We start from the raw sequence: 12,657 nt of genomic DNA on the forward strand, positions 1-12,657 counted from the left end.
TATGGCGCGGATCGTGCGCGGGATAAAGTCACGAATTTGACACAGCTGTCACTCTGCGATCACACGACCATGCTGACGCCATATAAGAGAACCGTTATATATGATTGACGCCGTTGCCATGAAGGCCTAAACGCCGCTCAAACGACCTCAACCCCAAAGGTAACCTCATGAGCGCTCACGATTACGTAATAAAAGACATTAGCCTGGCCGAGTATGGCCGCAAAGAGCTGGACATTGCAGAAACAGAAATGCCAGGCCTGATGGCGCTGCGCGAAGAATTTGGTGATAGTAAACCCCTGAAAGGCGCGCGCGTTGTTGGCTCCCTCCACATGACAATCCAAACGGCCGTCCTAATCGAAACTTTGACAGCTCTCGGCGCGGATGTGCGCTGGGCATCCTGCAATATTTATTCGACACAGGACCACGCTGCAGCAGCGATTGCAGAAGCGGGTGTGCCAGTTTTTGCGATCAAAGGTCAAACACTCGAGGAGCATTGGGATTATCTCGACAAATCATTCTTGTTCGAAGATGGCCCGAACATTATCTTGGACGATGGCGGCGACGCCACACTTTACATCCTCATGGGTGCGCGCGTTGAAAACGGTGAGCCAGAGTTAATCCAAGGCGAGCCTGGGTCAGAAGAAGAAGCAGCCATCTTCGCGCAAATCAAAAAGCGTATGGAAGCTAGCCCAGGCTGGTTCACAAAAATGCGCGACCAAATCGTCGGTGTCTCGGAAGAGACCACAACAGGTGTTCACCGTCTCTATGAACTCGTTGAAAAAGGCCAGCTGCCTTTCCCTGCGATCAATGTGAACGACTCTGTCACGAAATCAAAATTCGACAATAAATACGGCTGTAAAGAATCGCTCGTGGACGGCATTCGTCGCGCAACAGATACAATGATGGCGGGCAAGACAGCTGTCGTTCTTGGCTACGGCGATGTCGGTAAAGGTTCAGCCGCCTCTCTTCGCGGCGCAGGTGCGCGTGTGAAGGTCACTGAAGTTGACCCAATTTGTGCGCTCCAAGCGGCGATGGATGGCTTCGAAGTGACGCTGCTTGAGGATACACTCTCAACGGCGGATATTTTCATCACCACGACTGGGAATAAAGACGTGATCCGTCTCGAGCATATGCGCGAAATGAAAGATATGGCGATCGTCGGCAATATTGGTCACTTCGACAATGAAATCCAAGTGGCAGCTTTGAAAAACCACAAATGGACGAATATCAAAGACCAAGTCGATATGATCACATTCCCAGGCGGCAACCGCATGATCTTGCTCTCGCAAGGCCGCTTGCTGAACCTCGGCAATGCCACGGGTCACCCATCTTTTGTGATGTCAGCCTCTTTCACCAACCAAGTTCTCGCACAGATCGAGCTATGGGAAGACAGCCAATCTAAGACACGCAAATACGAGAATAAAGTCTATATGCTGCCTAAGCACTTGGACGAAAAAGTCGCGCGTTTGCACCTCGAAAAAATTGGTGTGAAATTGACAGAAATGTCGAAAGAGCAAGCCGACTATATCGGCGTCGCACAAAGCGGTCCTTACAAGCCAGAGCATTACCGCTACTAGGCATACCCAATTTGGCGGTGCGAAACGCGCCGCCATTTATTCAACTCACCAAGACTCTCAATAATAATAAAAAGCCCAAAGCGCGGACACAAAATGAGCATCGCGTTAAAGAGCCTTAAAACTAGGAGCGCCATCATGGCCCGTCAAACCTATTACTTTACGTCAGAATCCGTGTCCGAAGGCCATCCTGACAAAGTTTCTGACCGTATCTCAGACGAAATCGTCGACCTCTATTTCCGCAAATCTGTCGCGGCTGGCATGTCGCCTTGGGATGTACGTGTGGCGGCGGAAACGCTGACAACAACTAACAAAGTGATTATCGCGGGCGAAACGCGCGGTAAAGACGTAACGAACGACGAGATTGAAGCTGTCGCGCGCGCCGCTATTAAAGACATTGGTTATGAGCAAGAGGGCTTTCATCACGCTAAGGCTAATGTCGATATTCTACTCCACGCGCAATCCGTTGATATTGCGGCGGGCGTCGACGCAGGCACAGGCCTGCACATCGAAGAAGGCGCGGGCGACCAAGGCATCATGTTTGGCTACGCGTCCAATGAGGTTGAAACGGCCCTCATGCCAGCACCGATTTATTATTCCCATAAAATCCTCGAACGCCTTGCCGAAGTCCGTCATTCCGGCAAAGAGGCTGGGCTAGAGCCAGACGCGAAATCTCAGGTGTCAGTCAAATATGAGAACGGCAAGCCTGTTGGCGCGTCCGCAATCGTTTTGTCAACGCAGCATAAGGACGGCCTATCCTCTGCTGATATTTCAGACATCGTCATGCCGTATATCCGCGAAACGCTGCCCGAAGGCTGGATTACAAACGAAACGACTTTCCATATTAATCCAACAGGAAAATTTGTCATTGGCGGCCCTGACGGAGATGCGGGTCTGACAGGTCGCAAAATTATAGTCGACACATATGGCGGCATGGCCCCCCATGGCGGCGGTGCATTTTCGGGCAAAGATCCAACGAAGGTTGACCGCTCAGCGGCTTACGCCTCTCGTTATTTGGCCAAAAACATTGTTGCGTCTGGCTTGGTCGACTGGACGAATATCCAGCTGTCCTATGCGATTGGCGTGGCGGAACCAACGTCTGTTTATGTTGAGTTGGACGAAAAACATGCAGCCTTGGCGGTGCGCCTAGAAGAAATTCTGCCAAAGTTGATGAGCCTCACTCCGCGCGGCATCCGCACACACCTTAACCTTAACCAGCCAATTTATGCCCGCACAGCGGCCTATGGTCACTTTGGCCGAACGCCAGATGCAGATGGCGGCTTCTCTTGGGAGAAGACAGATCTGGTCGAGGCGATTAAAGCGGCAGTCTAGAGGAATTAATTTTCCTCCACCGAATTCCTCAACGGCTCATTCTGTGAATGGGCCGTTTGTGTTTGGGGCAATAAGAATAGACACTTGCCCCGCCCCACGGCATATAGGCTCATCACCAAGGAGACGACTATGGAAATTCTCACGACGATATTATGCGGCCTTGTTGCGGGCTTGATTGCGCGTTTTGTTATACCTGGGAAAACGCCGCCCAAAGGTCTAATTATGACAGCCGTACTGGGTGTCGCGGGGGCGCTGCTGGCGTCTTATGCGGGGCAGCAAATGGGTGTTTATCAGGTCGGCGAAAATGCGGGCTTGCTGGGCGCTGTGCTTGGTGCGATCGTTGTTGTCTTTATTTATAGTCGCCTGCAAAAGCGCTAGACAGCCCACATGGCCGCTTCGGATAAATTGATTTGTGTCGGCGCAATCGCGGGCGCTTTTGGCGTGAAGGGCGAAGTGAAAGTGAAATCTTTCACGGCTGACCCCGCGGCCTGTTTTGACTACGGGCCATTGCTGAACGAGGCAGGCGCTGTCATCTTCACGCCTACTCATGTCCGCCCAGCGGGGGCCGCTTTCGCCGTGACATGTCCCGAAGTTACCACGCGCGAAGAAGCCGAGGCGATGAAATCGACCAAGCTTTACGTCCTCCGCGCCAGTCTGCCGGAGCCAGACGAAGATGATTTTTATTACACAGACTTGATCGGCCTCGACGTCAAAACGACAGCGGGCCAGCGTATGGGAAAGATCATCGCGATCCACGAATTTGGTGCGGGAGATATGCTCGAAATTCAACCGCCCAAAGACAAACTATCAGGCAAAACACCGCAAAGCTTTTACCACCCCTTTACGAAACTCGCCGTGCCCAAAGTCGACCTCGTTGCAGGGCGCGCCATTATCGAAATAATTGAGCCAGACGTTGTGCCGAAAGAAAGTGCCGTCAAAGACAGCGATAAGACGTCTGAACCGCATTAACCAATCTAGCCAGAATTTCACGCGCATTTTCTGAAATTTAGGTTATAGTCATGTTATGAGTGTGGACCCAAACATTGTGACCACCCCGCCAAAATTAATGCGGGCTATCCGCGAAGCGATGGCGGGAACCGAGTCCGTTCAGGAACGCTTGGACGACTTTGTCAAAGCCATAAGCAAAGCAATGTCCCTCGACGTGGCATCAATTTACCTCCTGCGCCCTGGCTCTGATCTGGAATTATCTGCCACGAAAGGCTTGAAGGAATCAGCGGTTCACATCACGCGGATGAAACCGGGCGAAGGTCTTGTCGGTCATGTTGCGCTCACGGCGCGACCTCTCAACCTCGCCGATGCGCCGAGCCATCCGCTCTTCTCCTACCGTCCCGAAACGGGCGAAGACCCCTTTAGCTCATTCCTTGGCGTGCCGATATTGCGCGGCGGTCGAACGCTCGGCGTATTGGTTGTACAATCAAAAGCGGCGCGTGTTTTCAGCGAAGCCGAGGTCGAAGACCTGCTGACGGTCGCTATGGTGCTGGCCGAAATTATCATCGATGACGAAAGAGTTGGCGGCAAGAAAGCGGCGCTAAAAGGCATCAACCTCGCTTCCATCCGCCCTGAAACCGTCAAAGGCAAGGCTTTCGCAACGGGGCTGCAAACGGGGCATGCCTATCTGCATTTACCGCCCGTCGCACCTGCGAATTTGCTAGCCGACAATATCGCCGTCGAAGAAGCGCGGCTAGAGCAGGGCATTAAGGTCTTACGCGCATCTGTTGACGCGATGGTGACGGGCGAGGCGGCAGGTATTTCGCGTGCCTCGAAGGAAATTTACGAAACCTACCGCATGTTTGCTTATGACAGGAAATGGGTCGGGCGTTTGCGCGAGGCGGTTCATTCGGGCCTGACATCGGAGGCGGCAGTCGAACGGACTCGCAATGAACATCGCGCCCGTCTGATGAAGTCTCGGGATCCCTATTTGCGCGCCCGCCTGCATGATCTCGAAGACCTCGCAAATCGCCTCCTCAGAGCGTTATCGGGCGAGAGCTTGCGGCCTGGAAATAAGAATATTTCTGAAGACGCCATTATTTTTGCCCGCGAACTCGGCCCTGCAGAGTTGCTCGATTATGACCGAGAGAAATTGCGCGGGATCGTTCTCGAAGAAGGCTCTGCGAGCTCCCACACCTCAATTATTTGCGGCGCGCTAGGTATTCCGCTTGTCGGTCGCGCGGAAGGTGTGTTGGACATAATCGAAACGGGCGATTTAGTTCTGCTCGACGGAGAAAAAGGCGAAGTCCACATCCGCCCCCTCGACACCGTCATCGCAGGGTTTGATTTGCGCATGAATATTCGCGGCGAGATGGCCCGCGCTTATGACGCTGTGAAATTTCAGCCTTGTATCACGAAGGATGGCCGCCATATTTCGCTGCAATTAAATGCAGGGCTTTTGGTGGACTTACCACAATTAGACCAAGCAGGGGCCGACGGGATTGGGCTGTTCCGAACTGAATTTCAATTCATGGTCAGCGAGTTCATGCCGCGCCTGAATGAACAGACAGACCTCTACCGTCAGGCGATTGAAGCGGGCGGTGATCGCCCTGTCACATTTCGCACGCTGGATTTGGGCGGTGATAAAATCTTGCCATATATTGATCCTGTTCCCGAAGAAAATCCCGCGATGGGCTGGCGCGCGATTCGGATTGCGCTCGATCGTCCTGGCCTGATGCGCTATCAACTGCGCGCGCTTGTTGCTGCGGGGGCGGGCAAGCATTTGCGCGTCATGTTCCCGATGGTCACCACAGTCGACGAAATGGTCGAGGCGCGCGGCCTATTTAACCGCGAAGTCGCCCGCGCGAGCAAGCTGGGCCAAGAGCTTCCTGCCAAGATTGAAATCGGCGTAATGCTCGAAACGCCTTCCTTGGCGTGGCAAGTCAACGCTGTCTGCGATCATGCAGATTTCGTCAGCGTTGGGGCCAATGATCTGATGCAGTTTTTCTTTGCCGCTGACCGTGATAATGCGCGCGTATCTGACCGTTATGATCCGATGCACCCTGCGGCCATGTCGATCTTGAAGTTTATCGCGGATGGCTGCCGCCGCAACCAAACGCCGATTTCTATTTGTGGCTCAATCGCGGGTCGTCCGCTGGAGGCGTTGTGCCTTGTGGCGTTGGGTTACGACACGCTATCTATGCCCGTCACAGGCATTGGCCCGGTAAAGGCGGCACTGATGAAATTAGACGCAACAGCCTTGCGCGCGCGACTTGACCCGCTTATTTCCGTGAATACACGCCTATCGACCTTGCGTGAAACCGTGCAGGAATTTTGTGTTGAACACGGTATTCCTGCCTAATGAATTGATGAGAAATACAATGCGTCTTTGTCTAATTTTTTCTGTAGCGATTTTCATGGGAGCTTGCTCTGCTCAAGAAACTGAAATTTTGGATGAACCCATCATTCAAGAGGAAGCCGCGACAATCAGAATGGGAGGCAAAGTGCCGCCAACAGGCGAAATCACGATCACAACGGAAGCTCTCAGCAGTGAAGATGCGGCCTGTATTATTCCCATACAAATTCGCAACGGCACAGATGCCATGGCGTCCGTGTCTATGTTCGGATTTGACGTCACGGGCGATGGCGATGCGGATACTGGCAATATGTTCCCCCAAGATGTGCCAGCGGGCGAATACCGCACGGCGCGGATCATCCAGATCGGCCAAAGCTGCGCCGCCTTTGACACCATCACACCCAAAGATGTGCTGTGTAAAACGGGTGGTGAAACCTGCGAAGTCTCGTTCGAAGACAGCTCCGAAATTACCTTCGCAACGTCAGCTAATTAATTAAATCTCTTCGGGATAAATCGGACGAATATCATAGGGAATATCTTCGAGCTTACCGAGCGCGGTCTCTGCGGGACCATCAAGTTTGACGTAAGTGTCTAAAAACTCTTGCGCCGCAGCGTAATCCCCATTGCCCTGCAAAACGACGACTTTCCCTGTGAGGTCTGAAATCGCTTGCTCCAACTTGGCAAAGTCAACTTGGTAACGCCCTTGCTCAGGCAGCCAAGTCGCGGCCCCGACTTCCATAAAGTAATTATACTGAAACGCGGCCCCTTTGGCATGTGCCGCCGTGATACCAAACCGCATAGAGCGGAAGAGCCCCGTAAAATAAGTCGCCAGAAACGCTTGTTTTTCATCCGCAGACAGCTCGCCACGCTCCATCATATAGAGGATATTATAGGCGCCCATAACGTCCGCTTTGCCTTCTTCAATCCCGGAATATAAATCCTTGAGCTGGGCGCTAACCGTTGTTTCGTTACCGTCCACCGTGATCGTGCCTGAGCCGAGGGAATGGGAGAGTTCGTGGAAGAGCGTGTTGTAGCTCATCCATTTTTTCGCTGTCAGCTTAGCTTGATCCGCGACCAAGACACGTTCACCAATCGGGGCCAAGATGCGGTCATATTTCGCGCCCAGCACATTATTTAAAATAACTTTCTTCGCGCCTTTGGCTTCGCGCACACGTTCGTCATTGGGCAAGTTAAAGGCGATCGTCTGCACGCCGTTTTCATTGTCACCACCTCCGTGAACTTGATAGGTCACCGCGATTGGGCTCTCAAAACCCCGCGCAAAATTCTTGTAACTCTCCGGCACAGGCAGGTTTTGCTCCATGTCTTTGAGATAATTTTTATACTTATCCAGCGCAGCAGATTCTTCTGGGTTTTTGATTGTCACAAAGGATTCATAAGCCGTTTTATAGCCAAATAACCCGTCGTCATAAACCTCGTAAGGGCCAATCGCGATTTCGATATTGCCGTCCAAATCCATCCAAGCCATTTCGCTCTCGAAATAATCATCGCTGAGGAATGAGTCCGCTCGTAGCGTCAAAAATTTTGTAAGCGCGGCGTTCTCGGACAAAGCGGCGGCCTCCCGCAAGAGCGCGGCGGCTGGCTCTAAGAATTCTTTGTAAGCCTCGCGATACGGCACAGCGATCAAGCCGCCTTCGGCATTGCGGCGGATCACGGTGTAGCCAGAGGTGAAGGCCTCTTTGTCGTCAGGGTTCGCTGCGATATGTGCGTCAAACTCGGCCTTTGTCATATCTGTCGGGTAAAATCCCGCACCAGCTGGGCAGGGTGTGTCGCCGTAAAAAACGTAATCTTCTTCGAGGCCGTCACACGGACCGTAGTGCAAATCAAACATGGCCAGTTCTGTCGGCGTGCCATTCGCGGCGATCTCTGCGCGTAGGGCAGGATAATTCTGCCCCCGCTGCAACATATAAATTTGCGAGAGATAATCAGACGCTTCAATCAATTTATTGACGACTGCGACTTCTGACTCGGACAGGAAACTCGTATCGACATCCATCGGAACTTCGGCAAATTTTGCATATTGCGCGGCGATGTCATAACCAGTTGCAGCTTTGGTCGTTGCCTCTGGCGCGGGCGCTGTGTCTTGTTGCGGCGAACAGGCCAGTAGCAAAGCGGCGGTAGAAACGGCAAGCATGAAGTGGCGCATAATAATCTCTTTCTAAAACCTAGATCGGGTCATGGAGTTGAAACAATAAATTCCATTATAGCGCATTTGCACCGCGCATAAAATAGGGTTGGCTGTCACGAATAGTCCTATAAATGCGCGCGAATTTTCTGCGCGATTTTAGCCAGCGCGTCCGTGTCCGCCATCTCGCTACCATGCGCCGCTAGCGCTTCGTCGGAATAACGCGGAATGATGTGAACGTGGGTGTGAAACACCGTCTGCCCAGCGGGAGCGCCGTTGAATTGTGTGACCACAATCCCGTCTGGCTTGAGCGCTTTCTCGACAGCGACTGCGATACGTTGCGTTGCACCAAACAGACGGCCGACATCTTTGGCGTGAACCTCTAACAAATTGCGCGAAGGCGTCTTGGGCATGACCAGCACATGGCCGCGTGACTGCGGAAAGACATCCATAATCGCCAACACATTGCCGTCCTCAAACACGCGCACACAAGGCGCTTCACCGCGCATGATTTGAGCGAAGATATTCTGGTCGTCATAAGGGGCGTATAGGGTCATACGCGTTCCCTACCACTGGCGGCAGGAAAGTCAAAGCTAACAACAATGCCTAATCCGAGGCGTCACCCTTTCGAAACGGCGTGTGCTTGGATAGCACTTTGATCTCATGTTCGACTGCGCGGCGCTCTCGGCTCAGGTAATCGCTCACCGCGTCGCGCAGGCCGGGGTGGGCGAGGTAATGGGCGGAGTGCGTCGCCACAGGTTCATACCCCCGCGCGAGTTTATGCTCCCCTTGCGCGCCCGCTTCGACCTTGGGCAGGCGCAGCTCTATGCCCGCCTCAATCGCTTGATAATAACACAGTTCAAAATGTAGTAACGGCTTATGCGTCAGCGCCCCCCAATTACGCCCATAAAGCGCCGCGCCGCCGATAAAGTTCAGCGCCGCCGCAATCGGGGTGTCGTCTATCCACGCCATGACGAGAATAATATCGTCGCGCATGGTCTCTTGCATATAAGCAAAAAATTCCCGCGTTAGGTAAGGCCGCCCCCATTTGCGCTGCCCCGTATCGAGATAGCAGCGGTAGAAAATATCCCAATGCTCATCCTTTAAATCATCGCCTGTCAAGCGCTTGATAACCACACCGTCTTGCGCCTCACGCCGTTCGCGGCGAATATTTTTGCGCTTCTTGGACGACAAAGCTGCGAGGAAATGATCGAAAGCGCCGTAGTCACGATTGATGAAATGAAACTGCCGATCTTCGCGGGCCGCAAAGCCAATCTCGTTTAACACCGCGCGGTCATCATCTTCCAAAAATGTCAAATGCACGCCCGACATATCCCATTCATGACAGGCCTGCACCATAGCAGAGGCGAGACCGATTTTGGCATCTTTTGTTTTGGCGAGCAGGCGCGGCCCTGTGGCAGGTGTAAACGGGATCGACCCTTGCAGCTTGGGATAATAGGCGATGCCCGCGCGCTCCAGCGCATCCGCCCAACCATGATCGAACACGTATTCGCCTTGACTATGCGTCTTGGCATAAAGCGGCGCGGCCCCGATGGCTTGCCCCGTCGAATCTTCCAACCAGATATGGCGCGGGGCCCAGCCCGTCTCAATCATCGCCGAGCCGCTAGCTTCGCAGGCGTGCAAGAACCGCCACGACAAGAAGGGGTGCGCAGTCTCTGGTAAGTGCGCGTCCCATGCGGCTTCGCTGACATCTGAAATCTGGGTCAGAATGCGGGCGCTGTAAGTGTCTTCGCTCATAATTTAGATACGGCCAAAGACATGAGTTAAGCGGGATCAATCTCCACAATCGCGTCGATTTCTACAGCCACGTCCAGCGGAAGACTTGGCGCAGATACCGCAAAGCGCGCGTGACGACCCGCATCGCCAAACACCTCGACCATCAGATCAGAACAGCCATTGATAATTTTGGGAATATCAGCCTGTGTCGCATTTGGCGTCGCCTGCACAAAGCCGCCGAGTTTGACCACGCGCTTCACCCGCGACAAATCTCCGCCGCAGGCCGCCTTCATTTGTGCGATTAGGTTCAGCCCTGATAAAGCCGCTGCCTTTTGACCGATCTCGACCGTCAAGTCTTCGCCCAATCGGCCGCCAATCGCCGTGTCGCCAATCTTGGAAATCTGGCCAGAGATAAACACCATGTTCCCGCTTATCACGTAAGGCACATAGTTCGCGACGGGTGCGGACGGCTCTGGCAGGGTCAGCCCGAGATTTTTTAAACGTGTCTCTGCGGTTTGGCTCATCTTGGAATTCCTTTATTTCATCTTTATATCTGATTATCCTTTACGCCGTCACGTTGAAAGATAAACAGGGAATTATGTCCGACCAACCCAAAGTTTTTGATCTTCCCCAGTCGCGCCCTGAGACGCTAGACTTTCTACGCGAGAGGCGGTCCAATCTGGCGAAAGTTATGGAAGGCGACGGGGCGGGACCGAGCGCAGATCAAATTACGGAATTGCTCACGATTGGCGCACGTGTGCCAGACCACCGTAAACTTGCGCCTTGGCGCTTTCTCACATTTCAGGGGAAAGCCCGTGCCGACATTGGGCAGCATATCGCGACCAGTTTTATGAAAGCCAATCCCACCGCACCGCAGGACCGCGCAATCTTCGAAGGTCAGCGCTTCCTTCGCGCCCCCCTCGTGATCGGCGTGATCAGCAGCCCCGTCGATTGCCCGCGCGGCACACCGAAATGGGAGCAAGTTTTATCCGCAGGTGCCGTCTGTTTTAATCTTTGCCTCGCGGCCCAAGCTATGGGGTTTGGCGCGCAATGGCTCACCGAATGGTATGCCTATGATTCGGACGTTCAGGCCGCGTTGGGACTTTCAGAGGTCGAAGAGGTGGCAGGATTCATTTATATTGGCCCTGTTACAGACGCCCCGTCAGAACGCGCTCGCCCCGATATTCATGCGCTGACAAAGGCATGGACGGGATAATATTCGCCAACTCACCGTGACTAACATATTTGTGACGTGACTTTTGCCAGTATTCTGCTAAGCAAGAATCTGATTAATCCCCTGGATTGATCCGACTCCTTCGTCACCATCGCGCCCCGTGTGACGGGGAGTCACATCCCCCCCTTTTACCTATCGCCTCATATTTCATGTGCGCCTATGCATAAACTTGACTGGTAATTTATGGCCGGCGCACTAAAAAGGGTGAATGAGCAACACCCCAGCAAACCCTCCCAAGGCGTCCCCTGATGAGAGCCTTGTGCAAGCGCCGCGCAATAATCCCTCGCACTTGCAATTTATCACAGACGAGACGCCCGAAGCGGGCGCCGTGACGGAGGTGGCAGACGGCGTATTTTGGTTGCGTTTCTCGCTGCCAATGTCGGGTCTGGATCATATTAATTTATGGGCCATCCGCGACGGCGTTGGGTGGGTGATTGTCGATACCGGGATCGGCAACCTGGATAGTAAGATGATCTGGGAACGGCATTTTGAAAACCTGCTCGGCGGGCGGCCCGTGAACCGCGTCATCTGCACCCATTTGCATCCTGACCACACAGGGCTCGCCGGTTGGATTTGCCGCAAATTTGGCGCGCCGCTCTTAATGACTCGTGGCGAATATTTCCTCTGCCGTTTGATGGCCGCAGATACGGGTAAGATCGCGCCGCAAGAAGGTGTGAAATTCTACCGCAAGTCTGGCTTCACGCCCGATCAAATTGAAATTTATAAAGCTCGTTTTGGTGGATTTGGCAAAGCGATCACAGAGTTGCCGCAAAGCTATGACCGCCTAGAAGATGGCGAGTTAGGGCAAATTGGGGGCCGCGAATGGCGCGTGATTATCGGCTCTGGTCACTCGCCAGAACATGCGTGCCTCTATTGCCCTGAACTTGGTATTTGCCTGACGGGGGATCAACTTCTCCCGAACATTAGCTCTAATGTCTCCGTCTGGCCGACAGAGCCCGAATCTAATCCGCTCGAAGATTGGATTTCGTCCTGCCATAAATTAAAGCGCGAATTACCAGCGGACACGCTCATTGGTCCCGCCCACGGCATCCCGTTTCGCGGCGCACACCGCCGACTAGACCGCCTGATCGAACATCACGAAAAAGCGCTCAACCGCCTGACAGAGCATTGCCGCACGCCGCGTCTCGCGACCGAAGTTTACTCCGTTTTGTTCCGCCGCGCGATCAATGACGGGAACCGTATCATGGCGGTCGGCGAATCTATTGCGCATTTAAATTGCCTCAAAGGGCGCGGTATTGTCTCCCGCCGCCTCAATGATGCGGGGCAATTTACGTATAAAACGCGCAGTTCAATTCCTCCCGCGCGGTAGGGT

12 protein-coding genes are annotated in these 12,657 nt (G+C 53.5%); 8 read left to right on the forward strand and 4 right to left on the reverse strand.

All coding sequences use genetic code 11. The annotated features are described in order from the left end of the window. Positions 1-167: 167 nt before the first annotated feature. The 6 genes from ahcY to AB8615_RS11955 all read left to right on the forward strand — a co-directional run bounded on the left by ahcY (position 168) and on the right by AB8615_RS11955 (position 6,703). Entirely contained in the window at positions 168-1,577 is a 1,410-nt protein-coding gene (ahcY, locus tag AB8615_RS11930) for an adenosylhomocysteinase (protein WP_409432793.1), read from the forward strand. Between the two features lie 135 nt (positions 1,578-1,712). Beyond that, positions 1,713-2,906, forward strand: coding sequence for a methionine adenosyltransferase (gene metK / locus AB8615_RS11935; protein ID WP_409432794.1), 1,194 nt, complete (start codon positions 1,713-1,715; stop codon positions 2,904-2,906). 129 nt (positions 2,907-3,035) lie between these two features. After that, positions 3,036-3,284, forward strand: coding sequence for a GlsB/YeaQ/YmgE family stress response membrane protein (locus AB8615_RS11940; protein ID WP_409432795.1), 249 nt, complete (start codon positions 3,036-3,038; stop codon positions 3,282-3,284). Between the two features lie 9 nt (positions 3,285-3,293). After that, positions 3,294-3,875, forward strand: coding sequence for a ribosome maturation factor RimM (gene rimM, locus AB8615_RS11945; protein ID WP_409432796.1), 582 nt, complete (start codon positions 3,294-3,296; stop codon positions 3,873-3,875). A 55-nt stretch (positions 3,876-3,930) separates the two neighbouring features. Next, positions 3,931-6,216, forward strand: a complete 2,286-nt coding sequence (gene ptsP / locus AB8615_RS11950) for a phosphoenolpyruvate--protein phosphotransferase (RefSeq protein WP_409432797.1) — start codon at positions 3,931-3,933, stop codon at positions 6,214-6,216. Positions 6,217-6,271: 55 nt separating this feature from the next. Next, complete coding sequence (locus AB8615_RS11955) at positions 6,272-6,703, forward strand: hypothetical protein (RefSeq protein WP_409432798.1); 432 nt, start codon at positions 6,272-6,274, stop codon at positions 6,701-6,703. Here AB8615_RS11955 and AB8615_RS11960 read toward each other — a convergent pair whose 3' ends face one another. From AB8615_RS11960 to AB8615_RS11975, 4 genes are all read right to left on the reverse strand, one after another. Beyond that, entirely contained in the window at positions 6,704-8,374 is a 1,671-nt protein-coding gene (locus tag AB8615_RS11960; RefSeq protein ID WP_418152438.1) for a dipeptidyl-peptidase 3 family protein, read from the reverse strand. Positions 8,375-8,481: 107 nt separating this feature from the next. Next, positions 8,482-8,910: an HIT family protein gene (locus AB8615_RS11965; protein ID WP_409432800.1), complete on the reverse strand. Its 429-nt coding sequence runs from the start codon at positions 8,908-8,910 to the stop codon at positions 8,482-8,484. Between the two features lie 49 nt (positions 8,911-8,959). Further along, positions 8,960-10,111: a GNAT family N-acetyltransferase gene (locus AB8615_RS11970; RefSeq protein WP_409432801.1), complete on the reverse strand. Its 1,152-nt coding sequence runs from the start codon at positions 10,109-10,111 to the stop codon at positions 8,960-8,962. A gap of 26 nt (positions 10,112-10,137) precedes the next feature. Continuing rightward, on the reverse strand, positions 10,138-10,614 hold the full coding sequence (locus AB8615_RS11975) for a RidA family protein (RefSeq protein WP_409432802.1): 477 nt from the start codon (positions 10,612-10,614) through the stop codon (positions 10,138-10,140). Positions 10,615-10,688: 74 nt separating this feature from the next. Between AB8615_RS11975 and AB8615_RS11980 the strand changes: the two genes are divergently transcribed. Further along, a complete protein-coding gene (locus tag AB8615_RS11980; protein ID WP_409432803.1) occupies positions 10,689-11,306 on the forward strand; it encodes a nitroreductase family protein in 618 nt (205 codons plus the stop codon). Between the two features lie 226 nt (positions 11,307-11,532). Then, the gene (locus AB8615_RS11985) at positions 11,533-12,654 is read left to right on the forward strand and encodes an MBL fold metallo-hydrolase (RefSeq protein ID WP_409432804.1); all 1,122 of its coding nucleotides are present in this window, start codon (positions 11,533-11,535) and stop codon (positions 12,652-12,654) included. Positions 12,655-12,657 lie beyond the last annotated feature (3 nt).

It is taken from the genome of Litorimonas sp. RW-G-Af-16 (genome assembly GCF_048319245.1).
In the GTDB taxonomy this organism is placed as follows: Bacteria; Pseudomonadota; Alphaproteobacteria; order Caulobacterales; family Maricaulaceae; genus Litorimonas.